25 protein-coding genes and 1 pseudogene are annotated in these 22,680 nt (G+C 70.0%); 10 read left to right on the forward strand and 16 right to left on the reverse strand.

What is annotated here, in order from left to right; all coding sequences use genetic code 11:
* Positions 1–377: 377 nt before the first annotated feature.
* Genes ACYVIP_RS32235 through ACYVIP_RS32250 form a run of 4 tightly spaced genes read right to left on the reverse strand, consistent with a single transcriptional unit; the run spans position 378 to position 3,379 of the window.
* Positions 378–1,379 (reverse strand): M14 family zinc carboxypeptidase, encoded by a 1,002-nt coding sequence (locus ACYVIP_RS32235; protein WP_460403247.1) that lies wholly within the window; start codon positions 1,377–1,379, stop codon positions 378–380.
* 10 nt (positions 1,380–1,389) lie between these two features.
* Positions 1,390–2,109 carry a hypothetical protein gene (locus ACYVIP_RS32240; RefSeq protein ID WP_460403249.1) on the reverse strand — a complete coding sequence of 240 codons (720 nt, stop codon included), beginning with the start codon at positions 2,107–2,109 and terminating at the stop codon, positions 1,390–1,392.
* Positions 2,106–3,008 (reverse strand): ATP-binding cassette domain-containing protein, encoded by a 903-nt coding sequence (locus ACYVIP_RS32245; RefSeq protein ID WP_460403372.1) that lies wholly within the window; start codon positions 3,006–3,008, stop codon positions 2,106–2,108. The genes ACYVIP_RS32240 and ACYVIP_RS32245 overlap by 4 nt, the downstream gene beginning before the upstream one ends.
* A gap of 2 nt (positions 3,009–3,010) precedes the next feature.
* Complete coding sequence (locus ACYVIP_RS32250) at positions 3,011–3,379, reverse strand: GntR family transcriptional regulator (RefSeq protein WP_460403251.1); 369 nt, start codon at positions 3,377–3,379, stop codon at positions 3,011–3,013.
* Between the two features lie 145 nt (positions 3,380–3,524).
* On the opposite strand from ACYVIP_RS32250, the gene ACYVIP_RS32255 reads away from it, so the two are divergent.
* Both ACYVIP_RS32255 and ACYVIP_RS32260 read left to right on the forward strand, forming a co-directional pair.
* Positions 3,525–4,463: a sugar phosphate isomerase/epimerase family protein gene (locus ACYVIP_RS32255; protein ID WP_460403253.1), complete on the forward strand. Its 939-nt coding sequence runs from the start codon at positions 3,525–3,527 to the stop codon at positions 4,461–4,463.
* A 39-nt stretch (positions 4,464–4,502) separates the two neighbouring features.
* Positions 4,503–5,909, forward strand: a complete 1,407-nt coding sequence (locus ACYVIP_RS32260; RefSeq protein WP_460403255.1) for a M20/M25/M40 family metallo-hydrolase — start codon at positions 4,503–4,505, stop codon at positions 5,907–5,909.
* Here ACYVIP_RS32260 and ACYVIP_RS32265 read toward each other — a convergent pair.
* The 3 genes from ACYVIP_RS32265 to ACYVIP_RS32275 all read right to left on the reverse strand — a co-directional run bounded on the left by ACYVIP_RS32265 (position 5,906) and on the right by ACYVIP_RS32275 (position 8,917).
* Positions 5,906–7,432 carry an Nramp family divalent metal transporter gene (locus ACYVIP_RS32265; RefSeq protein ID WP_460403257.1) on the reverse strand — a complete coding sequence of 509 codons (1,527 nt, stop codon included), beginning with the start codon at positions 7,430–7,432 and terminating at the stop codon, positions 5,906–5,908. The two genes, ACYVIP_RS32260 and ACYVIP_RS32265, sit on opposite strands and share 4 nt — an antisense overlap.
* Before the next feature lie 76 nt (positions 7,433–7,508).
* Positions 7,509–8,099, reverse strand: a complete 591-nt coding sequence (locus ACYVIP_RS32270) for a dihydrofolate reductase family protein (protein WP_460403259.1) — start codon at positions 8,097–8,099, stop codon at positions 7,509–7,511.
* A complete protein-coding gene (locus ACYVIP_RS32275; RefSeq protein WP_460403261.1) occupies positions 8,096–8,917 on the reverse strand; it encodes a metalloregulator ArsR/SmtB family transcription factor in 822 nt (273 codons plus the stop codon). The genes ACYVIP_RS32270 and ACYVIP_RS32275 overlap by 4 nt, the downstream gene beginning before the upstream one ends.
* A gap of 65 nt (positions 8,918–8,982) precedes the next feature.
* Here ACYVIP_RS32275 and ACYVIP_RS32280 point away from each other — a divergent pair.
* Positions 8,983–9,063, forward strand: a pseudogene (locus tag ACYVIP_RS32280) (disulfide bond formation protein DsbA); the annotation flags it as partial.
* Positions 9,064–9,142: 79 nt separating this feature from the next.
* A complete protein-coding gene (locus tag ACYVIP_RS32285) occupies positions 9,143–9,424 on the forward strand; it encodes a mycothiol-dependent nitroreductase Rv2466c family protein (protein ID WP_460403263.1) in 282 nt (93 codons plus the stop codon).
* 154 nt (positions 9,425–9,578) lie between these two features.
* On the opposite strand, the gene ACYVIP_RS32290 is transcribed toward ACYVIP_RS32285, so the two are convergent.
* Positions 9,579–10,028 carry an FxsA family protein gene (locus tag ACYVIP_RS32290; RefSeq protein WP_460403265.1) on the reverse strand — a complete coding sequence of 150 codons (450 nt, stop codon included), beginning with the start codon at positions 10,026–10,028 and terminating at the stop codon, positions 9,579–9,581.
* A 140-nt stretch (positions 10,029–10,168) separates the two neighbouring features.
* Between ACYVIP_RS32290 and boxC the strand changes: the two genes are divergently transcribed.
* Genes boxC through ACYVIP_RS32310 form a run of 4 tightly spaced genes read left to right on the forward strand, consistent with a single transcriptional unit; the run spans position 10,169 to position 15,687 of the window.
* A complete protein-coding gene (gene boxC / locus ACYVIP_RS32295) occupies positions 10,169–11,785 on the forward strand; it encodes a 2,3-epoxybenzoyl-CoA dihydrolase (protein WP_460403267.1) in 1,617 nt (538 codons plus the stop codon).
* Position 11,786: 1 nt separating this feature from the next.
* Entirely contained in the window at positions 11,787–13,211 is a 1,425-nt protein-coding gene (gene boxB, locus ACYVIP_RS32300; RefSeq protein ID WP_460403269.1) for a benzoyl-CoA 2,3-epoxidase subunit BoxB, read from the forward strand.
* Between the two features lie 32 nt (positions 13,212–13,243).
* Positions 13,244–14,830 carry a benzoate-CoA ligase family protein gene (locus tag ACYVIP_RS32305; protein ID WP_460403271.1) on the forward strand — a complete coding sequence of 529 codons (1,587 nt, stop codon included), beginning with the start codon at positions 13,244–13,246 and terminating at the stop codon, positions 14,828–14,830.
* A complete protein-coding gene (locus tag ACYVIP_RS32310; RefSeq protein ID WP_460403273.1) occupies positions 14,830–15,687 on the forward strand; it encodes an amidohydrolase family protein in 858 nt (285 codons plus the stop codon). The genes ACYVIP_RS32305 and ACYVIP_RS32310 overlap by 1 nt, the downstream gene beginning before the upstream one ends.
* 5 nt (positions 15,688–15,692) lie before the next feature.
* Here the strand turns inward: ACYVIP_RS32310 and ACYVIP_RS32315 are convergent, their stop codons facing one another.
* Complete coding sequence (locus ACYVIP_RS32315; protein ID WP_460403274.1) at positions 15,693–16,265, reverse strand: helix-turn-helix domain-containing protein; 573 nt, start codon at positions 16,263–16,265, stop codon at positions 15,693–15,695.
* A 39-nt stretch (positions 16,266–16,304) separates the two neighbouring features.
* Here ACYVIP_RS32315 and ACYVIP_RS32320 point away from each other — a divergent pair, with 39 nt between their 5' ends.
* Positions 16,305–16,823, forward strand: a complete 519-nt coding sequence (locus ACYVIP_RS32320) for a GNAT family N-acetyltransferase (protein WP_460403276.1) — start codon at positions 16,305–16,307, stop codon at positions 16,821–16,823.
* A 2-nt stretch (positions 16,824–16,825) separates the two neighbouring features.
* Here the strand turns inward: ACYVIP_RS32320 and ACYVIP_RS32325 are convergent, their stop codons facing one another.
* Positions 16,826–17,542: an SAM-dependent methyltransferase gene (locus ACYVIP_RS32325; protein WP_460403278.1), complete on the reverse strand. Its 717-nt coding sequence runs from the start codon at positions 17,540–17,542 to the stop codon at positions 16,826–16,828.
* Positions 17,539–18,447 carry a GNAT family N-acetyltransferase gene (locus tag ACYVIP_RS32330; RefSeq protein WP_460403280.1) on the reverse strand — a complete coding sequence of 303 codons (909 nt, stop codon included), beginning with the start codon at positions 18,445–18,447 and terminating at the stop codon, positions 17,539–17,541. Before ACYVIP_RS32330 ends, ACYVIP_RS32325 begins: the two co-directional genes overlap by 4 nt.
* A 291-nt stretch (positions 18,448–18,738) precedes the next feature.
* On the opposite strand from ACYVIP_RS32330, the gene ACYVIP_RS32335 reads away from it, so the two are divergent.
* Complete coding sequence (locus ACYVIP_RS32335; protein ID WP_460403282.1) at positions 18,739–18,981, forward strand: hypothetical protein; 243 nt, start codon at positions 18,739–18,741, stop codon at positions 18,979–18,981.
* Between the two features lie 143 nt (positions 18,982–19,124).
* Here ACYVIP_RS32335 and ACYVIP_RS32340 read toward each other — a convergent pair whose 3' ends face one another.
* The 5 genes from ACYVIP_RS32340 to ACYVIP_RS32360 form a co-directional block, all read right to left on the reverse strand.
* Positions 19,125–19,973: a PaaX family transcriptional regulator gene (locus ACYVIP_RS32340; protein WP_460403284.1), complete on the reverse strand. Its 849-nt coding sequence runs from the start codon at positions 19,971–19,973 to the stop codon at positions 19,125–19,127.
* 134 nt (positions 19,974–20,107) lie between these two features.
* Positions 20,108–20,635 (reverse strand): methylated-DNA--[protein]-cysteine S-methyltransferase, encoded by a 528-nt coding sequence (locus tag ACYVIP_RS32345; protein WP_460403286.1) that lies wholly within the window; start codon positions 20,633–20,635, stop codon positions 20,108–20,110.
* A 59-nt stretch (positions 20,636–20,694) separates the two neighbouring features.
* The gene (locus tag ACYVIP_RS32350; protein WP_460403288.1) at positions 20,695–20,937 is read right to left on the reverse strand and encodes a helix-turn-helix transcriptional regulator; all 243 of its coding nucleotides are present in this window, start codon (positions 20,935–20,937) and stop codon (positions 20,695–20,697) included.
* Complete coding sequence (locus ACYVIP_RS32355) at positions 20,934–21,785, reverse strand: ABC transporter permease (RefSeq protein ID WP_460403290.1); 852 nt, start codon at positions 21,783–21,785, stop codon at positions 20,934–20,936. The genes ACYVIP_RS32350 and ACYVIP_RS32355 overlap by 4 nt, the downstream gene beginning before the upstream one ends.
* Complete coding sequence (locus ACYVIP_RS32360; protein ID WP_460403374.1) at positions 21,782–22,663, reverse strand: ABC transporter ATP-binding protein; 882 nt, start codon at positions 22,661–22,663, stop codon at positions 21,782–21,784. Before ACYVIP_RS32360 ends, ACYVIP_RS32355 begins: the two co-directional genes overlap by 4 nt.
* Positions 22,664–22,680 lie beyond the last annotated feature (17 nt).

Below are 22,680 nucleotides of genomic sequence, written 5' to 3' on the forward strand. Positions count from 1 at the left end.
CCGGCGCCGGCTGGTCGAGCGGCGTCGCCGGCACCGGCGATGACACCGGCGATGCCGCCGTGGACGCGGCCACCAACGCCGCGCCAACCGCGAGCATGCCCCCCGCGGTCGGCCGTGCCGTCCGGCGACGCCCGCCCCTGCTTTTCCTGGCCACCGAGCCACCTCCACTGACGGTGAAGCGATCTCACGGTCAGTAGAGCACCGCGCCCCGCCCGGAATACCCGGCGCGGGACGATGGTGTCCGATGGGGCAGGCAAGGCGGCCTCATCGACAGCGCCCGGTTGCCCGGCCGCCTGGCACGACCGGACACCGCACGCGATGCCCTGAATGAGGCATTGGCGACGTTCAGCGTCCCGAATGAGGCATTCAGGGCCCTGCTAGTCGGTGGTGTCCGGGGTTAGGGCGCGGATGGGGGCGCCGCGCGGGGGGATGGCGTCGGCCAGGGCGGGGTCGACGCGGTGCACGGAGCCGTCGGCGGCGGTCTGTGCGATGGCCAGCATCGCCGCGTAGGCCGAGCGGATCTGTTGTTGCTCGAAGTCCGGGCCCATCGCGGACAGCTCCAGCAGCACGCTCGCGCTGCCGCGCAGCCCGTAGGCGTTGCGCGCGATGCCCTCGTAGTCCCCGCCCGGGTACTGGCTGGCGTTGCCGCCGGCCAGGTCGATCGTGCGCTGCGCGACGACGGTCACCTGCTTGGCGGCGGCCACCTTCGCCGGGTCGACGCCGGGACTGGTCGGCCACAACAGCGACGCGGTGATCTCCCGGCCGTCGTCGCCGAGGTAGCGGCCCTGCATGTGGTAGTCCACCGCGATGTGCGGGCGGAACTCGGCGTAGGCGCGCTGCAGGTGCCCGGCCTCGGTCGCCGGGTTGTCGTCCGGGGCGAGATCGGGGTTGTGGTAGCGGTTGATGTCATAGCCCTTGCCGCGCTCGCCGAACTCCGGGTCGGCGGTGGGGTCGACGTTGTAGCGCCAGTCGCGGACATGCCCGTCCGGGTTCGCGCGGACCACGAGGTCCACGGTCACCCTGGCGCGAATCCACTTGTGCCACGGCGTGTTGCCCAGGCCGACGGTGCGCAGGAACTCGATCGCCGCCGGCGTGCCCAGCGGCTCGTTGCCGTGCTGCTGGGTGACGTACTGGATCCGGACCGGACCGTGGCCGACCCTGGCCGCCAACACCGGACGGCCCTCGTTGGTCTGGCCGATCGAGCGGACCTCGATCCGGCCGCTGCCGGCGAGCCTTGCCAGCTCATCGGCGACTTTCTCGTTGGTGGGGCGGGGATCGACGGTCCGGCCAACCGGGGCGGCGTGTGCCGGCGCGACGAGCGTGGTCAGCAGTGCCGTCGCGACGACCACCGCGAGCAGGGGACGTTGGCGAATTCGCATAGCTGGCAACCTACTCGGCACTGGCCTTCATCGGCACCTTGCGCACACTGGTCCAGACCAACCAGCCGCCGACCACGAGCAAGCCCGCGCTCACCGCGAGCGCCACGTTCGGGCCGAGGTCGACGAGCCGGTCGCCGATGAACGGCAGGCCCGCCTCGGCGTTGAGCGTGATGCTGGGCGCCACCAGTACGATGCCGGCCGGGATGCTGAGCAGACCGAGCGCCGTCGACCGGAAGAAGCCCAGCCCGATGATCAGACCGGCGAACGTCCACAGTAGAAGGCTCAGCCAGTAGGTGCCGAAGATCGTCGGGTACAGCCCGGCGCTGGGGAGCACGTCGGTCGCCCAGTTTCGCTGCGACAGGTTGAACATCGCGTAGACCCCGTGCTCGATCAGGTAGCTGACGGTGAGCAGCACGGCGGTGGCCCCGGCCATGATCACCGCGTACGCCAGTGCCTGGCCGGTGAACTCGCGCCGGGTGCGCCCGTGCGCCAGCTGCATCCGCAGGTAGGTGCTGACCACGTCGATGCCCAGGCCGAACAACAGCCAGCGCGGCGCCTGGGCGGCCGCCTGGTGCATGACGCTGTCCGGCACCCCGCCGGCGATGAAGATGACCCCGGTGATCACCAGTACAGCCACCGTGAACAGCACCCACAGCACCGCGGTGAACATCAGGTGCCCGGTGAGCAGCACCCGCAGCAGTGGCCAGCGTTTCGCGACCGTGGTGGTCATGACCGGTCTCCCGTCGGCTCGTGCGCCCGCGCGTCGGCCGGCTCGGTCAGGTGGACGAACAGGTCCTGTAGGGCGAGCGGGCCGAGGTCGAGCCCGGCGGCGTCGGCCTGTGCCCTGGTCTGGGCGTCGAGTTCGCCGTAGACCATCGCGGACTTGGTGCGGCCAAGGCGTTTCTCGCCGACCACCCGCATCCCGTCGACGAACCGGTCGACCGCGTCGGCGTCGCCGGTGACCGCGCTTCCGGCCGCCCGCAACGACTCCGCCTCCTCGTGCAGCACGAGCTTGCCCTCGTCGATGATGAGCACCTCCTCGAACAGCGCGCTCACCTCCTCGATCAGGTGGGTGGACAGGATCATCGTGCGCGGGTGGGCCATGGCCTCGGCCAGCAGCGCGTCGTAGAACTTGTACCGCGACGGCGCGTCCAGGCCGAGGTAGGACTCGTCGAACATGGTCAGCGGCGTGCGCGAGGCAAGACCGATGACGATGCCGAGCGCCGAGCGCTTGCCGTGCGACAGGGCGCTGACGTTCTTCTTGAGTGGCAAGGAGAACAGCTCGGCCAGCTCGGCGGCGTACTCGCTGTCCCAGCTCGGCCGCAGCGCTCTGGCGTAGGAGAGCACTTCTGAGACCTTGTGGCCGGTCGGCGCCGCGTCACCGCTGCCGCGCACCAGGCACACCTGACCGGTGACCTCCGCGTTCTCGAACACCGGTTGCCCGCCGATCCGGACGGTGCCCTCGGACGGCTCGCGGTAGCCGGCGATCACCGAGAGCAGGCTGGTCTTGCCCGACCCGTTCCGGCCGAGCAGGCCGTAGATCTTGCCGCCGGTGAGCGTGCAGCTCAGCTGGTCGACTGCGGTGACATCGTCGTACCGCAAGGACAACTGGTCGACTTCGACGACCATACTCACGGTTCCTCCCCTGTGGACAGTTCGGTTATGCGGTCGATGAGGTCGGCGATCGGGATGCCGATCGTCCTGGCCTGGCTGACCATCGGGTCGACCACATCGGTGAAGAAGGTCTTGCGTCGCCGCTCGCGCAGCGTCTCCGGCGCGTCCTGGCTGACGAACATGCCGATGCCGCGGCGTTTGTACAGCACGCCGTCGTCGACCAGCTGTTGGAACGCCTTGGCCACGGTCGCCGGGTTGATCCGGTGGAAGGCGGCGTACCGGGTGGTCGACATGACCTGCTCGTCGGCGCCGAGCGTGCCGCTGAGCACGTCGGTCTCGATCCGGGCGGCGATCTGCCGGTAGATCGGACTGCGGTCGTCGAACATGCCGTTTCCATCGGTTCGTCGGTTAGTTACTCCAGTAATGAACCATAGAACTGGGTGGCGCGTCAAGCGGCCGCCGGCGCGGGCCCGAGGGCTAGCAGGAAAGCGCTTTCTCAGGTAGTTTCCGAGACAGTGAAGGTCCCGGCAGATGACCGATGGAGTGCACCTGATGGGCCAAACAAGACGGAGAATCCTACAACTGCTCGGCAGCGCGACCCTGGCCACGAGCGCAGGCGCGGCACTGCCCGGTCCGGCCGCCGCGAGCCCGCCGCCCGCGCCGAACGGTCGGCCGGACACCGCGCCGGACACCCAGTCGGACGCCGCGCCGAACGGCCGCCGGGGCAGCATCCCCGACCGCGGTATCGGCATGCACCTCTACACCGTCCGCGACCTGCTGGCCGCAGATCCACTTGGCACCCTCAAAGCCATGCGCGCGATCGGCTACGAATGCGTTGGGGTGAGCGCGTTCCCCCGGCCGGCGGCGGAGATCAGGGACATGTGCGCCGAGGCCAGGCTCAAGCCGGTGATCCTGCACGTCGGCCACGGCGACATCGTCGGCAACTGGGCGAACAAACTCGCCGAGGCCAGGACGATCGGCGTGCGCTGGCTGGTGCTCTCCTCGTTCCCGTCGGACATGTACACCATCGACGGCATGCGCCTCGGCGCCCAGCAGCTCACCGAGGCCGGCCGGGCCGCGAGCGAGCTCGGCATGACCGTGCTGCACCACAACCACGACAACGAGTTCCGGGTCATCGACGGCCGTTCGCTGTACGAGATCCTGCTGCACGAGTCCGATCCGCGGGTGGTGGACTTCGAGCTGGACATCGGCTGGGCCGACCGCGCGGGCGCGGACAGCCGCTGGTTGTTCGAGGACCACCCGAACCGGTTCCCGGTGCTGCACGTCAAGGACCACACCGGGACCGGCGGTTGGGCCGACGTCGGCCACGGCGTGGTCGACTTCCCGCGCATCTTCGAGAAGGCGAAGGTCGCCGGGGTGAAGTACTGGCTGGTGGAGCGCGACGACCAGCCGGCACCGCTGGACACCGCGCGCAACAGCTTCGAATACCTTGACGCGGTCAGGTTCTGAGGTCTGTACCACGCGCGAACGCGGGTGTAGGCAGGAAGGATGACACAGACTCCATCACGTCGAACCTTCCTCACGGCGTCCGTGGCCGCCGGCGGTGTGTCCCTGGCGGGGGTGCCGGGAACCGCCGCCGGCCAGGGGCCCGGCGCCGACCGGCCGCCGCTCGCGCAGCGGCCGAGCCGGGAGCTGGAGAGCATCCTGCGCGAGCTCGACCACCGGCGGATCGAGGCGTCCGTGCGTACCCTGGTGTCCTTCGGCACCAGACACACACTGTCCTCTCAGGACGATCCGGCCCGGGGGATCGGCGCGGCGCGGGACTGGCTGCTGGCCGAGTTCAACCGCTACGCGGCCGACTCGGCCGGGCGGCTGACCGCCGAGTCGCAGACCTACGTCCAGGAACCCGACGGTGACCGGATCCCGGTGCCGACACCGATCACCAACGTGATCGCGACCCTGCGCGGCACCAGCTCGCCGGAGCGGGTGTACGTGGTGTCCGGCCACTACGACTCCCGGGTCAGCGACGTACTGAACTTCACCGCCGACTCGCCGGGGGCCAACGACGACGCCTCCGGGGTCGCGGTGGTGCTGGAGCTGGCCAGGGTGCTGTCCCGCCGCGCCCCGGCGGCGACCATCGTGTTCGCCGCGGTCGCCGGCGAGGAGCAGGGACTGTACGGCGCCCGGTACATGGCGGCGCGGTTGCGCGAGGCCGGGGTCGACGTGCAGGGCATGTTCACCAACGACATCGTGGGCAGCAGCCGGGCCGACGACGGCACCCGCGACCCGTTCACTGTAAGGCTGTTCGCCGAGGGCGTGCCGACCGCGGAGACACCGGAGGAGGCGGCGGTGCGCCGGTCGGTCGGCGGCGAGAACGACTCCCCGCCCCGGCAGCTGGCCAGGTTCGTGCGCGAGGTGGCCGACAACCGGGCGACCGGGACGGCCGTGCGGGTGATCTACCGGCGGGACCGCTACCTGCGCGGCGGCGACCACATCGGCTTCCTGGAACAGGGTTACCCGGCGGCCAGGTTCACCGAGCCGAACGAGGACTACGCCCACCAGCACCAGGACGTCCGGGTCGAGGACGGCAAGCAGTACGGCGACCTGATCGAGTTCTGCGACTTCGCCTACATGACCAGGGTGGCCAAGGTGAACGCCGCGGCACTGTGGAGCCTGGCGACCGCGCCGGGCACGCCCAAGGGCGTGCGGGTGCGCACCGACAACCTCACCAACGACACGGTTCTGGTGTGGCAGCGGGGAACCGAGCCCGACCTCGCCGGCTACGAGGTGGTGTGGCGGGAGACCAGCGCGCCGGAGTGGACGGACGTGCTCGAGGTCGGCGACGTGACCACGACGACCATCGACCTGTCCAAGGACAACGTGTTCTTCGGCGTGCGGGCGGTGGACCGGGCCGGTCGTCGCGGCCCGGTCGCCTACCCGACTCCCTTGCGCTAGAACTGCACCAACGCCTCACCGACGATGAACTCGTAGGCGAAGTTGACGAAGAAGAACCCGAAGAACAGCACGTTGAGCACGAGGATCACGTAGTGCCATGGCCGCGGCCGAGCCGGCCGCGGCAACCTGGAATTGAGGTAGATCAACACGAACGGGAACATCAGCGCGCCGAAGTTGGACATGTTCGCCGAGATCTGCACCAGCTCGGTCGGCAGTGCGAGGTGCAGTGCCGCGCCGATCACCACGATCAACACGAGCATGTACGGGTAGTAGAACTTGCGCGGGTCGCCCTCCAACCGGCGGCGCAGTTTCGGGCTGACCGCGTGCATCGAGTCGGTGAAGTTGCGCACCAACGCCTCGAAGATGCCGAGCTGGGTGGAGAACAGCACCAGCACGCCGACGACCAGCATCAGGTAGAACATGCCGCTGCCGTACTGGGCACCGAGCTGCTCGGCGGTGAACGTCGGCACGTTCGCGGTCGTCGGCTGCTCGCCGCTGGTCTGCACGACGTGGGACATGAGGATCGTCGGCAGCAGCATGCCGATCATCGCGCCGCCGAAGAACACCAGCCACAGGTCGATCTTCAGCAGCTTGTACCACCGCCGCCAGCGCTGCTGGTTCACCGGGGTGTCCGGGAAGGTCACGCCGACCGACCGGAGCTCGGTCTTCTCCCCGCGCATGCCGGAGATGAAGCCGACCCGGTAGCCCATGCCGTAACCCTTGTCGCGGTAGTGGTTCATCGCGTACCAGTTCAGCCCGGACGCCAGCGCGGTGAACCCGGCGAGCCCACCGAGCTGGGAGGCGGTGATGCCCGGTGGTGGCGCCGCCGGCGTGATCAGTCCACGCACGCCGTCCCACCACAACGACCACGGCACGAGCGCGACGCACACCACGAGCAACACGCTGAGCAGCACCGTGAGCATCACCCAGTTGGCCAGCTCCAGCGCGCGGGACACCTTGCGCGCCAACGCGGTGATCAGGAAGACGACCAACAGCAGTCCGATCGCGAGCAGCCGCACCCACTCGATCTCGTCCTCCCGGTGCAGCCGCCCGGTGATCAACGCGAACAGTCCCTGCCCGGCGCCCGCGGCCCACCCGCCGAAGATGAAGGCGAGGTAGAAAGCGAAGAGCGAGAACGGCACCCAGAACTTCCATCCGGGCGGCACCCGGCCGAACCCGACGATCGGCACCTCGCCGGTCGCCATCACGTAACGCGAGCACTCGACGTTGTAGAACGTCTGCAGGAGCGCGGAGATGGTGATCACCCAGCCGACACCGACGAACCCGAACTCCCCGACGGCACTCGGACCGAGCAGCCACTCGCCGCTGCCGATCGAGATGCCGAGCGCGATCAGGCTCGGACCGATGACGAACTGGATGACCTGTAGCGGGCCGATTCGCCGAACCTTGAAGACTTCCTCGGGTTCTGGCAGATCCGCGACCCCGAGGGGCGGGCGGCTGACGCCCAGTTGATATTCGGTGGGAGTTTCCGAAACGGTGGGTCCATCGACATCGTTGGCCATGGCGACCTCCTGTGTTTCTGGAATACCGCCTCCGGCCACTCCCGTCAATCATGTGCGCTGTGCGAACAACGTGGACTCAGCGGGCGCGGTCGTAGATCAGCGCGAGTTCGCCGAGCTCGCCGGTGTCCTGCCGTCGGAGTGTCCACTTCGTACTCGGCAGACCGTCGTCGAGAAGTCGTTGTCCCGCACCGGAGATCTCGGGGCAGATCATCAGGTATAGACTGTCGACCAGGTCGGCGGCCAGCAGCGGCTTGGCGATGCTCGGGCTGCTGTTGATCAGGATGTCGCCCTCGCCGGTCGCCCGGAGTTCGGTGATCACGTCGACGGTGGGGGCGTTCACCACCCGGGTGCGGGCCCACGGCGGCTCGGTCAACGTGGTCGACAGCACCACCTTCTCCGCGTCCACCAACCACTTCGCGTAGCCGCGGTCGCGCGGATCGGCGTGCTCGTCCTCGGCGACCGTTGACCAGTAGCCCAGGAAGCCCTCGGCGTTGTTCCGGCCGATCACCGCCGTGGTCGCGTGTTCCCAGATGCGGCTGAGGTGCTCGCGGGCGACCTCGGTGACCGCGTAGGGGACGATCGCGCTGAGGTCGGCCGGCCCGTCGGGGCCGTGGTAGCGGCCGTCGATGGTGAGGCTGAGGTTGGCGATCACCTTGCGGTTGGTCATGATGGGGTGTCCTCTCTGGTGGTGTACGCCGTGATGGCGTGTCGCAGGTTGTCGAGTACCCGCTGCCAGCCGGTTTCGATCCCGGCGATGTGCGGCACGGCCTCGACGGTCGTGTCGGTGACGCGGAGGTCGACCCGCAGGCGGGTGCCGCCGTCGGCCTCGGTGAGGTGCAGGTCGTGGTGGCTGGTGAACGAGACCGCCCCGGCCGCGTCCAGCACCGACAGGTCGAACGCGAGGTGTTCGGGTTCCCGCGCGGCGTGCACGGTGCCGGTGGAGCGGTACCGCCGTCCTTCGGGATCGCGGTACTCCAGCACGGCGCGCCCGCCGGCCCGTGGTTCGAGCACGCAGTCGGCGACGGTCATCGGCGGGGTGACCCACCAGGACGCCAACAGGTCCGGGTCGACCCAGTGCCGCCAGACGACGTCCCGCCCCGCGGCCAGCACCCGCTCGAAGGAACTGGTGCGCCCGTCCGCCCACCGGTCCCGGTCGGCCACCGCGGTGTCGGCCTCGATGGCCGACCGGTAGCGCGCGATGACGTCCCGCTCGCCCGCGGTCGCCGCGATGGTCTCGGTCAGCTCCCGCAGCCGGCCGGCGAGCGCGGCCAGGGGCGCGGCCTCGGCGGCGTAGACGCGACGTTGCCCGAGCGGGAAGACGCTGACCAGGCCGGCGCGGGCGAGGGTCTGCAGGTGTTTGGTGGTCTGTGGCTGGCGCAGGCCGGTCAGCTCGGCCAACTCGCCGACAGACCTCGGCCGCTCGGCGAGCAGCTCGACGATGCGCCACCGGGCGTCGTCGCCGAGTGCCGCCGCGATCTGGTCCATGCCAAGATATTCACACATAAGAATATTCGTGTCAAGGAATATCTTGGATCGACCAGAATGAGGGCATGATCGCGGACTTCTGGCTCGACCCGTCCTGCCCGTACACCTGGGTCACCTCCCGTTGGCTGGTTGAGGTCGCCACGGTCCGGCCGGTGTCCGTGCGCTGGCGGGTGATGAGCCTGACGGTGGATCGGCGACCTGGCCGACGCCCTCGAACGCGCCGGTTTGCCCCGGGAGCGCGCGGCCGCCGGCACCACGACGACCTACGACGACGCCGTGCGCGCATCCCACGCCGAGGCGATGGCCGAGCTGGGGCCGCACGTCGGCACCCCGATCATCGCCACGACCACCGACGACGGCACCCGGGTCGCGTTCTTCGGCCCGGTCATCTCCCAGGTCCCGACCGGGGAGCGGGCGGGCGACCTCTGGGACGGCACCCTGCTGGTCGCCGCCACCCCGGGCTTCCACGAGCTGAAGGCGACCGCGCACGCCCAGCCGCGGCGGTGAAGATCCCCGACGCGGTGTTGGCCCACCGCGCCGGGGTCACAGCCTGGAACCGGTCACCGGTCACCAGGCGGCGGCAGCAGCGTACGGGACGCTGGGCAATGCCCTGAATGAGGCATTGGCGACGTTCAGCGTCCCGAATGACCCATTCAGGGCGTCAGTCGCGGTCCTCGCGGTGGGACTCGATCACGATCGGGTTCGGGTCCGGGCGCACGACCTCGGAGTCGACGACGAACACCGGGGCATGTGCCTGCTGGCGCTGTGCCGCGCGGGCCAGCACCCGGCGCCGCACGACCGCGCGGGTCGGCGGGAACAACAGCAGCAACGCCAGTACGTCGCTGACGAACCCGGGGAACAGCACCAGTGCCGCGGACACCCCGACGAGCATGCCGTCGATCATCTCCGGCGACGGGTCCCGCCGGTTGCGTACCGCGTCGCTGAACGCGCTCAGCGTCCGCGTGCCCTGCCGGCGCAGCATCGCCACCCCGACCACGGACACGAGCACCAGCAGCAGGATGGTGGTCAGCACGCCGATGACCTGCCCGATCGCCACCACGACCGCGATCTCGACCAACATCACCAGCAACAGCAGTACGAACACAGGCACGGTAGTGCCTCCCTCATCGAAGACCTGACAACTACCACAACGCCCGGGTCGGGCAAAACGCTCCCAACCTGATCTTCTACATAACCTTGACGAGCGCAATCAAGGTGTCGAAACTTGGTTCGACTCGACGAGGAGGTCCAATGGCGGTGTCCTTCGACACACACCCGGCGACCTACCGACACTGGCGGCTGCGGATCGAGGGCGAGCTGGCCTGGCTGGTGCTCGACGTGGACGAGCTGGCCGGCCTGCGCCCCGGCTACGAGCTCAAGCTCAACTCCTACGACCTCGGTGTCGACATCGAGCTGTACGACGCCACCCAGCGGCTGCGCTTCGAGCACCCCCAGGTGCGCACGGTCATCCTGACCAGCGGCAAGGAGAAGGTCTTCAGCGCGGGCGCGAACATCCGCATGCTCGCCGCGGCCGAACCCGAGTGGAAGGTGAACTTCTGCAAGTTCACCAACGAGACCCGCAACGCGATGGAGGACGCCACCGCCAACTCCGGCCAGACCTACCTGGCCGCGGTCAACGGACCGTGCGCCGGCGGCGGCTACGAGCTGGCGCTGGCCTGCGCGCACATCATCCTGGTCGACGACAACTCGGCCACCGTCTCGCTGCCCGAGGTGGCGCTGCTCGGCGTGCTCCCCGGCACCGGCGGCCTGACCCGGCTGGTCGACAAGCGCGGCGTCCGCAAGGACCTCGCCGACGTGTTCGCCACCCGGCCGGACGGCGTGCGCGGGCGCACCGCGCTGGACTGGCGGCTGGTCGACGAGCTGGCCCCGCCCCGCCGGTTCGCCGACGCGGTCCGCGCCCGCGCGCTGGCCATCGCCGACAACACGACGAAGGACGCCACCACCGGCGTCGACCTGCCGCCGCTGCGCCGCACCGAGACCGCCGAGCACCTGCGCTACGACCACGTCACCGCCGAGTTCGACCGCGCGGCCGGCACGGTGGCGATCACCGTGCACGCCGGGGATCCGGCCGACGAGCACTGGCCGCTGGCGATGACCCGCCAGCTCGACGACCTGATCCTGCGCCTGCGGACCAACGAGCCGACGCTGGGCACCTGGCTGCTGCGCACTGAGGGCGACCCGGCCGCCGTGCTCGCGCACGACCGGCGGCTGCGCACCAGGACCGACTGGCTGACCACCGAGATCACCCACTACTACAAGCGCACCCTCAAACGCCTCGACGTCACCAGCCGCAGCCTCATCGCGCTGATCGAGCCCGGCTCCTGCTTCGCCGGCCTGCTCGCCGAACTGGCCTTCGCCGCCGACCGCCAGTACATCCTCGACGGCCCACCGGTCGCCGAGCCCGACAGCGACCAGCGCGCGGCGCTCACGCTCACCGAGTCCAACCTCGGCCTGTTCCCCATGGGCAACGACCTCAGCCGGCTGGCCTCCCGGTTCTGGGGCGACCCCGACCAACTCGTCGTGGTGGCCAAGGAACTGGACACCGCGCTGACCCCGGCCAGGGCACGGGAACTCGGACTGGTCACCGACGCGCTCGACGACCTCGACTGGGAGGACGAGGTGCGCATCGTCATCGAGGGCCGCGCCGCGCTGAGCCCGGACGCGTGCACCGGCATGGAGGCCAACCACCGCTTCGCCGGCCAGGAGACCATGGAGACCAAGATCTTCGGCAGGCTCTCCGCGTGGCAGAACTGGATCTTCAACCGCCCCAACGCGTCCGGCGAGGACGGCGCGCTGCGGCGCTACGGCACGGGCAGAAAGGCCGTCTTCGACCGGAAGCGGGTGTGAGATGACGTCATCGGCGATCAACTACGACGACCGGATCCCGAACAACGTCGGGCTCTCCGCCGACCGCAGACTCCAGCGCGCACTCGAGGGCTGGCAGCCCAAGTTCCTCGACTGGTGGGGCGAGATGGGCCCGACACTGCGCACCAACAGCGTCTACCTGCGCACCGCGACCAGCGTCGGCCGCGCGGGCTGGGCGCACTTCGACCAGGTCAACGTGCCCGACTACCGCTGGGGGATCTTCCTCGCCGAGCGCGACCCCGACCGCAGGATCGCCTTCGGCGAGCACCTCGGCGAACCGGTCTGGCAGCAGGTGCCCGGCGAGTACCGCGCCGAACTGCAACGGCTGATCGTCATCCAGGGGGACACCGAGCCGGCGTCGGTCGAGCAGCAGAAACTGTTGGGGCTCACCGCACCCAGCCTCTACGATCTGCGCAACCTGTTCCAGGTCAACGTGGAGGAGGGCCGGCACCTGTGGGCGATGGTGTACCTGCTGCACGCCTACTTCGGCAGGGAGGGCCGGGACGAGGCCGAGAGCCTGTTGTTACGCAACTCGGGCAGCCCGGACTCGCCGCGCATCCTCGGCGCGTTCAACGAGCAGACCGCCGACTGGCTCGCGTTCTACATGTTCACCTACTTCACCGACCGGGATGGCAAATATCAGCTCGGCACCCTGAAGGAGTCGGCGTTCGACCCGCTGTCGCGCACGTGTGAGTTCATGCTGAAGGAAGAGGCGCACCACATGTTCGTCGGCACCACCGGGGTCGACCGGGTGGTGACGCGCGCCGCCGAGCTGATCCGCGAGCACGACACGCTCGACATCGGGCGCTGCGGCGGCATCCCGCTGGACCTGATCCAGCGTTACATCAACTTCCACTACACGGTCTCACTCGACCTGTTCGGCAGCGAGACCTCCACCAACGCGGCCAACTACTACACCGCCGGGCTCAAGGGCCGCTGGCAGGAGACCCGCCGCCGCGACGACCACCTGCTCACCGAGGACGGCGTGCTCATCGAGCGACCGGGCGCCGACGGCACCTGGCGTACCGAGGAGCTGTCCACGCTGCTCGCGCTCAACCTCGACCTGCGCGACGAGTACATCGCCGACTGCGAGACCGGGATCAAGCGCTGGAACCGGATCCTGGCCGACGCCGAGATCGACTTCCGGTTCGCGTTGCCACACCCGGGGTTCAACCGGTCGGTCGGGGTCGGCGCCGGCCACCACATCACCCCGGAGGGCGCCATCGTGGACGAGGCGACCTGGCGGGTGTCCAGCCACCGCTGGTTGCCGACCGAGGAGGACCTGGCGTTCGTCCGCTCGCTCATGCACCCTGTCTACGAGCGCGGCAAGATCGCCAGCTGGGTGGCGCCACCCCGCAACGGCATCAACGGCAAGCCGTTCGACTACGAGTACGTTTATCTGCCCTAGTACAGAGCCTCCCTGACCCAGAGGCGGTCCAGATGACAACGCCAGCCACCTTCAACGCCACCGACTACCTGCTGGACCGGCACTTACGCGCCGGCAACGGGGACCGCCCCGCCGTGGTGTGCGGGCAGCACACCCTGACCTACCACCAACTCGGTGAACAGACCCGCCGGGTCGCCGCCGGGTTGCGCGCGATCGGGGTGCGGCCGGAGGAGCGCGTGCTGCTCTGCATGGCCGACGGTGTGGAGCTGCTCAGCGGCATCCTCGGCGCCATGTACCTCGGCGCGGTGCCGGTGCCGGTGTCCACCATGGTCACCGGCGCGGAGCTGGCCATGATGCTGGTCGACGCCAGGGCCCGCGTGCTGTGCGCGTCGGTGGAGTTCCTCGACGTCGTCACGCCCGCGGTCGCCGCGGCGTCCGAAGTGGAGCATCTGGTGGTCGACGGCCCGGCGGAGGTGCCCGGCCCGGCCGTGCACTCCTGGAGCGAGCTGCTCGCCGAGGGTGAGTTGGCCGCGCCGTACGGCACCTGGGCGGACTCGCCCGCGTTGTGGCTGTACACCTCGGGCACCACCGGCAAGCCCAAGGGCGCGATGCACCGGCACGGCAGCGTGCGCGACGTCGCCGAGTTGTACGGCCGGGGCGTGCTCGGTGTCGGGCAGGCCGACCGGTGCCTGTCGGTGGCGAAGCTGTTCTTCGCCTACGGGCTGGGAAACTCGGCCTTCTTCCCGCTCGCGGCGGGGGCGACGACCGTGCTGGAGCGGGCGCGTCCGACCCCGGCGACGATCGGCGCGCTGGCCGCGGCCGCCCGGCCGACGCTGTTCTTCGGCGTGCCGACGTTCTACTCCGCGCTGCTGAACTCCGACCTTCCTGACGACTGTTTCTCCTCGGTGCGCCAGGGGGTCTCGGCGGGCGAGCCGTTGCCGCCGGTGCTGTACTCCCGGTTCCGGGAACGGTTCGGTGTGGAGGTGCTCGACGGTCTCGGCTCGACCGAGGCGCTGCACATCTTCCTGTCCAACCGGCCGGGCCAGGTGCGCGCCGGCTCGTCCGGGACCCCGGTCGCCGGCTACCGGGTCGAGCTGCGCGACGAGCGCGGCACGCCGATCGAGGCGGCGGGCCAGCCGGGCGACCTGTTCCTCGGCGGGCCGTCGGTGGCCACCGGCTACTGGTGTCGCACCGAGACCAGCCGGCAGGTGTTCCAGGGCGAGTGGTTGCGCACCGGGGACACCTACGTACGCAACGAGGACGGCACCTACACCTGTCTTGGCCGCTCCGACGACATGCTGAAGGCCGGTGGGATCTGGGTGTCGCCGGCCGAGGTGGAGGAGCGGCTGCTGCAACACCCGGACGTGGCCGAGGCGGCGGTGGTGGCCGGGCAGGACGCCGACGGCCTCGACAAGCCGATCGCCTGTGTGGTCCCGGTGCCCGGCCGCGACCTCGACCACGCCGCGCTGGTCCAGTGGTGTCGCGAGGGGTTGGCCGCCTACAAGCGACCGCGGGCGGTGGTCGGCCTGACCGAGCTGCCCAGGACCGCGACCGGCAAGATCCGCCGCAACCTGTTGCGCGCGCGGGTAGCCGGTGAGCTGACGACGCTGGCGTCGCCGACCGATCAGGTGCCGGCCTGATGTTCGACGGCATGCCACTGGTGGACGCGCACGTGCACGTGCCGCGTTTGGCCACGCTGAAGCCGGCCTGGCGGGAGTGGGCGGCACGGTTCGGCGGCCGCTACGACTGGCGGTTCGCCTACGACGATGCCGGAAACCCGGTGCCCGCGGCGTTGGACGCGTTGATGGAGCGGGAGGGCGTCGACCGGGCGCTGCTGTTCTGTGAGTACAGCCCGAGGGCGACCGGCGTGCAGCCCATCGAGGACAACCTGCCGCTGGTGGCCGCGAACCCGGTGCGGTTTCGCCTGGTGGCCAACGTGAACCCGCACCTGCACCATCCCGTGGCGTCCGAAGTGGAGCGTCAGCTGGCGCTCGGCGCGGTGGCGTTGAAGCTGCATCCGGTGCACGGCGGCTTCGCGCCCGACGACAAGGAGCTGTACGCCGCGTACCAGGTCTGCGCCGACCGCGACGTGCCGGTGATCATCCACACCGGATCGTCGTCGTTCCCCGGTGCCCGTGCCAGGTATGGCGATCCCGCGCTGATGACCGATGTCGTCGAGGACTTCCCGACGCTGAACATCGTGTTCGCGCACGGCGGCCGGGGCTGGTGGTACGACACGGCGGCGTTCCTCGCACTGGCCAAGCCGAACGTGTGGCTCGACCTGGCCGGCCTGCCGCCGGCCAGGCTGCCGGAGTACTACGCGCGGTTCGGCCTGGAACGGTTGGCCACCAGGATGGTCTTCGGCACCGACTGGCCGGGGATTCCCGGGATCGCGCGCAACGCCCGCGCGGTCAGCGATCTCGGCCTGCCGGCCGACGTGCTGCGCGGCGTGCTCGGCGGCAACGCCGCGAAACTGTTCCCCGGCTTGGGAATCTGACCGGGTCAGTGCCGCCTGGCGAGCGCGACCAGGTAGCGGCATGGCTGTCCGGTCGGGTTCTGGTAGGTGCACGGGGCCGGCTGGCCGAGTTGTAGGCAGTCGCCGGGGTGCAGGTCGTGCACGGTGTCGCCCTCGTGGAAGCGCAGGTGGCCGGCGATCACCCAGAGCTGGTGGTGCACGAAGGTGTAGGTGTCGGCGGGGAAGCTCGCGCTCGCGCCCGGCGGCAGCTCGACCTCGACCAGTTCCAGCGGCCCGCCGGCGGCGGGGGACAGCGCGCGGCGCAGGTAGCCGGTCTCGGGATCGGTCCACGTCGGCTGCTCGGCCGCGCGCGCGAGCCGCCGGTCGTCCTGGCCGTCGCGTTCGATCCGCGCGATCAGTTCGGACAGGGTCAGGCCGAGCGCGCCGCTGAGCTTGCCGAGCAGCGCGGCGGTCGGCTGGGCCGTGCCGCGTTCGATCTTGCCGATCATCGCGCGGGAGACGCCTGCGCGGTCGGCGAGCGCGTTCACCGGCAGGTTTCGGGCCAGGCGGGCGGCCCGGACAGTGGCGGCGAGGGATGTGGCGAACGCGTCATCGGTCACGGTGTCACTATAGTGTCAACAGTAGTTACTATCGTCTGCATGGTGATTCGGGACGCGACCGAGCTCGACGGGGTGGCCTGCGCGGCGGTCTACCGCCCGTACGTGACCTTCACGACGATCACGTTCGAGTCCGCGCCACCGAGCCCCGAGGCGATGGCCGGCCGGATCGCCGCCGCCTCGCGGGCCCACTCCTGGCTGGTGCTCGAGGACCTCGGCCGGGTCGTCGGCTACGCCTACGGCGGCGAGTACAAGGAGCGGCCGGCCTACCGGTGGGCGTGCGAGGTGAGCGTGTACCTGGAGTGGGGCCGGCGGCGCACCGGCGCGGGCCGTGCGCTGTACGAGGCGCTGTTCGCCAGGCTGGCCGCGCGCGGGTACCGCACCGCGCTGGCCGGCGTGACCCTGCCCAACGAGGCCAGCGTCGGCCTGCACCTGGCGCTCGGCTTCGAGCCGATCGGCACCTTCCGGCGGATCGGCTGGAAGTACGGGGCGTGGCACGACGTCGCGTGGAGCCAGCGCCCCCTGGCCATCGGTGCCGACCCGCCGGCCGAGCCCTGCTGAGGTCAGCGGCCGAGCACCAGGTAGGCGAAGCCGAGCACGCCCCGGTAGGAGGAGAGGTACACCCGCTCGCGGCTGTCGATCCACTCCTGTACCTCGGCCGCGCGCGGGTCGTCCCGGTTGGCCAGCAGCCACTCCTGCTGTCCGGCGCGGTGACGGGACTCGAAGTCGTCCCATTCGCGCTGGTCGGCCGTGCTGAGGTGCATGACCCGCCAGCCGGCGCCGTTGGCCGCCGCGACCAGGTCGGGCAGCGAGAGGAACTCGTTGCCGAACAGGTCCACGGCGGCCGGCGTCGGTGGTGCCGGCCAGCACCCGTCGCCGATCAGCACCCGGCCGGACGGCACGACGTCGGCCAGCGCGGTCAGCATTGCCTTGGTGCCGCCGAGCGCGTGCGACGCGCCGATGCAGATCGCCCGGTCGGCGGTGTGCTTCCAGGACTCGGCCTTCTCCTCGACGAACTGGACGCGGTCGACCAGACCACGCTCAACGGCCGCTCGCCGCCCGCGGTCCAGCGCGGTCGGGTCGGAGTCGACCCCGGTGGCTCGGTTGTAGGTCCGCGCGACCGCCCGGAGGAGTAGCTCGCCCCAGCCGCAGCCGAGGTCGACGAGGGTGGTGTCCGCGGTGAGGGCCAGCCGCTCCAGCAGGAGATCGGCGTGATCCTCGGCCAGTGGGGTGTTCCATCGCAGGCGCGCGTACCGCGCGGCGGCGAGCGTGTCCGTCACTTCAGATAGACCCTTTCCTGGCTGATCGGGTAGCCGGCGCGGGCGAACGTCGCGGCCATCGGGGTGTTCGTCGTGTCGGTCTCCGCGGTGATCTGCCCGGCGTTCTCGGTCTGGAGTATGCGGGTCGCCTCGACCAACAGGTCGAAGGCGTACCCGTGACCGCGCTGCCCGGGCACCACACCGATGATGCCGATGACCGGTCCACCGTAGTTGCGACCGGGCACGGTCAACCCGACCAGGTCACCGTCGGGGGTGTAGGCCAGCCGCCACCACTCCCGGGGTGATGGCATCCAGTGTAGGAACTCCATGTCCTCGCGGACGGCGGCGTCCAGTCCACCGCTGGCGACGTCGGCGCGCTGGTGGGCGTCGAGCGAGCCGACGATGATCTGGGCCAGGGCGGCGCGGATCCGGTCGTCGTCCGGTTCTGGTTCGAACCGCAGCCGGCCGGGGGCGGCCGGGATGCCGTCGGCCGGGGTCCAGCGGTAGCGCAGCCGTTCGACGAACCGCCGCATGCCGGCGCGCTCGGCGACCGCGATGCGGGCGTCGCCCGCGGCCTTGACGGCGGGGTCCGCGCGCCACCTCGGCGGCAGGATCAGGGCGTACTCGGCGTCGAGGTTCGCCGCGCGGAGGATCTCGACGGCCGCGTCCTGCCCGTCGGGGGTGAAGTCCAGCCAGTCGAGGGCCTTGGGGGTGGTGTCGCTCGGCGCGCCCCACCAGGCGGCGCGGGCGAGCGTCCGGCCGTCGCGTTGGGCGACCCAGGTCCACTCCGGCCGGTACTGGCCGAGGGCGGCGAGTTCGTTGTAGTCCCGGCCCTCGGTCTGGGCGTCGATGAGCGCGGGGTCGGTGAGCTGGTGGAAATCGAGGTGCTCGCCGGGGGCGAGCGGGCGTACGACCAGGTCGGTCATGAGGGTTCCCTTGGGGATGAGGCGCTCCCTCAGACCCACCGGAACGCCGAGACGGTGGGATGGGAGCGCATGGTCGGATCGGTGAACATGCCCTCACCTCCTCTCGTCGTCTCCAGGCGTGGCGGCTACTCAACCATGCCGGGCGGACGCACGTCCAGATTTTTTGTCGGACCCGCGTGGCACCGTCGTCACCATGGACATCAACACCCAACCCAGCACCACCCGGCGGCCTACGGACGGGTCGTGGTTATGGCCGGTTTCGCCCGATGGTGGCCCGCCCGGTGGCGAGCCATGACCGAACCGCCGTCGTTGCCGCCGGAGGTGCTGCGCCGGCTGGCCGACCACCGCAGGCGCCGGGCCGCACCGGCGGCCGACCGGGCGGCGTTCGCCGAGCGCCGCCGGCGTGGCCTGAAAGCCCGCCACGCGGCCACGTTGGCGTATGTCGCGGAGCGACAGTCCGAACGTGACCAACAACAGAACGAGCCGTCGAAGGAGGAGCCAACACCGGACACCCAACACCCGAACGCAGCCTGACTCCAGGCCCGGCCGGGCCGGCCACGCCGTTCACCGAAACGACGTGGCCGCCCCACCGGTCGCCGGCAACCCAGAGGTTGTCGGGATACAAACAACAACCGCTCTCCGGACGCGCACGAGGGCGTTGGCCAGCGGGCGGGGGCTTACTCGCCGGCCAGTTCGGTCCAGCGTTCCTGGGCCGGTTTGCGCCAGAGTTGGTGTCTGGCGTTGAACAGGGTCGTCGCCGTGGTGCCGCTCCACTTGGCGGGTAGCAGCTCGCTCGGCAGTTGCGGGTCCAGGAACGGGAACCGGCGCCATTCGTGCACCAGCAGGGTTCGCGCGCGCAGGATGCCGTCCGGTGTCGTTGGCGTCAGCGCGGTGAACTCGCGGATGAACGTCTCGTACCGCGCCGCCACCTCCGTCAGGTTCCACGCGTTGGCGACCATGTCCCGCTCCTGGCCGAGCGCGCCGTAGTTCGCCAGGAACGACATCGCCTGCGCGGACAGGTCCAGCTCGTCCAGGATGAGCTTCGCGTCGGCCTCGGCGTCCGGGTGCGGGGTGATCCACACTCCGGCCGTCGGTGAGCCGAACCCCGCCCAGGTCAACCGGGTACGCAGCTTGTGCCGCAGGTCGCGCATCGCCTCCGGGACCGACACCAGCAGCACCAGCCAGCGGCCGTCCCAGTCCCGGTCGCCGCTGCCGAAGCCGTAGATCCGCGCCGCGCCCTCGGCCAGCAACCGCCGGCCGGGCGTCGACAGCCGCCAGCGCACGCGCCTGCCGATCCGGTCGGAACTCAGCCACCCCTCGGCCGCGGTCCTGGCCAGCGCCTGCCGGGCCGCCTTCTCCTCGACCTCGAACAACGCCAACACGTCAACAAGAGTGGAAGTCCAGACCGGCTCCTCGGCCGGCAGCACGAACTCGCCGAGCACCGTCGTCAACAGCGAACGCGCACTGCCCCCGCTGACCTCCCGCCGCCTACTGACCACCGGGCCACGCTGCCCGTCAGCGCCCATGAAAAGCCCCCATTTCAATTGCGACACGCATCTGTGACACCGTCACGGATTTGTATTATCACATCCCCAGGCCAGTCACAGGCAGTGACCAGCGTACGGGTATCAACGGGCGACCGGCCGAAAAGGTTCGGTTATTACCAGAGTCCCGGCGGAAGGTAACCCTCAAGGGTGAGAAGTCGGCGTTTCGACTCCACTCCGCTACCGCCACTGAAGCCGCCAAGCCCGTCACCAGCCACCACGCGATGGCACGGCACGACGATCGGAATCGGGTTGCTCCCCATGATCGATCCGATTCCGCGCGCCGGGATCCCCGTCCCGCACCTGGCCGCGAGCTCACCGTAGGTCACCACCGACCCATAGCGCACCGTCTCGTAGAGCGTGCCCAACACCCGCCGCTGCGCCGCCGACATCAACCGCCAGTCGATGGTCAGCTCGAACTCCCGCCGCCGCCCGGCGAGGTACTCCCGTAACTGTCCAAGCGCGACCCCGGCCGCCGAGTCGTCGGCCGCCTCGGTGAGCCCGAGCCGCTTGGCCACCGCAGCCCGCACATGTGGCGAGTCGGTGAACGCGGTGGCGACCAACCCCTCCTCGGTCACCGCCACGAGCACATCACCGAACTCCGTCGGCATGCTGCCGAAAGCCACCATGCCCGACGCGATCACTGGTCTGCCTCCCCGAGCTGAAAAGTTGCGTTCCGGTCCCTTTGGGAGCCGCTTGCTCGTCAGGCCGACTGGGACGGTGTCTCTCCCAGGCGGGGGAACGGGGAGGTGGAGAAGACCACCTCGACCGTCACCCCGAAGTATTCCGCGATCCGTAGGGCGAGGTAAAGGCTCGGGCTGTACTCGCCTCGTTCCAGATAGCCGATCGTCTGGTAGTGCACGCCGACCGCGTCGGCAAGCTCCCGCCGCGACACCCCGCGCTCCACTCGCAACATCGCGATCCGGTTGTGGATCGTCTCGCTCATGTGGTCCTCTGCAACGCACGCTCCCGTCGTTGGGCGACGCTCGAACCGGACTCCCGGCGGGCCATCCGTCGCAGCACCCACGGCGCCACCACGAACCCGATCACCGCCCACGCCCCGAGCACCCCGACCATCTCCAGATGCCGCCACGATCCGCCGAACTCGACCGCGGCCAACTCGCCGGGCAGCATCGCCGAGCGCATGCCCAGCCCCAGCCAGTACACCGGGAACACCTGCGCGATCCCCTGCAGCCACTCCGGGAACGACGAGATCGGGTAGAAGATCCCCGAGATCGCGATCAGCCCCATCACCGGCAACATGATCACACCCGCGTTGCGCGGGTTGGTGAACAGTGACCCGAAGACCGCGCCGAGCGGCAGCGTCGCGACCAGCCCGAGCACCATCACCCAGGCCAGCGTGAGCCACGCGGTGACGCTGGTGAGCGCCAGCCCCTCGAGCATGAACATGCTCGGGACCAGCACGATCGTCATGCTCGCCACCGTCATCCCGGCGACCAGCACGACCTTCCCGGCCAGGTACCCGAGCATCCCGTTGGGCACCGCCTTGGCGCGCAGCAGCGTGCCGTCCTCCCGCTCCAGCGCCAGCGACATCATCAACGTCACCATGCCGCCGAACACCACACTCATCCCCAGCACGCTGGGCAGCGTCCTGGTCCCCAGCGAGAAGTCCGTCCCCGGCACGGACGCGCCGCGCATGAAGAACATGACCACCAGGAAGATCAGCGACGGGAAGAAGTAGTTCCACAGGTCCTGGGCGTTGGTGAACGTGTGCCGGACCTCGATCACGCCTCGCCGCAGCCCGACTCGCAGCGCATGACTCGTGGTGTTCACCTGGCCACCTCCGTGAACTCCCGGACCGCCGCGTCGTGCTCGCCTGCCTCGAACTGGCGCACCAACTCCATGTACACGTCCTCCAGGCTCGCCCGGCGCACCTCCAGGTCGGCGATCTTCTCGTCGTGCGTGCCGAACAGCTCCCGGACGTAGGCGGTCGCGTCCGTGGTGGAGTGCACGAACCGCTGCCCGTCGACCGTCCAGCGGACCTCGGCCTCGGTGGACATCGACCTGGCCAGCTCGTCGGCCGAGCCGTTGGCGATGATCCGGCCGCCGGCCAGGATGAGGATCCGGTCGGCCAGCTTCTCCGCCTCGTCCAGGTCGTGGGTGGTCAGCAGGATCGTCGTCCGGTCGTCGGCCAGCCGGTGTACCAGGTCGTGGAACTCGCGCCTGGCCTCCGGGTCGAACCCGGCGGTCGGCTCGTCGAGGAACAGCAGCTCCGGCCGGCCGACGATGCCGATCGCCACGTCCAGCCGGCGTCGCTGGCCGCCGGAGAGCCTGCTGATCTTCTTGGCGGCGTGCTCGGTCAGGCCGACGATCTCGATCAGCTCGTCGACCGGCCACGGCCGGACGATCCGCGCGGTCGAGAACGGCAGGTAGTAGTCGCCGAGGTGGCCGAGCAGCTCGCGGACCCGCCACTGCCCGTGGTCGCGCCACGACTGCAGCACCACGCCCAGCCGCGCCCGCCAGTCCTCGTTGCCGTGTGCCGGGTCGACGCCGAGGACCGAGATCTCCCCGGCCGACCTCATCCGGAACCCCTCCAGGATCTCGATCGTCGTCGTCTTGCCGGCGCCGTTTGGCCCGAGCAGCGCGACGACCTCCCCTGGTCGGGCCGTGAAACTCACCCCGTTGAGCACGTCCGTCGTCCCGTACCGCATCCGCAGGTCGCGGATGT

This window comes from Actinophytocola sediminis (genome assembly GCF_054779715.1).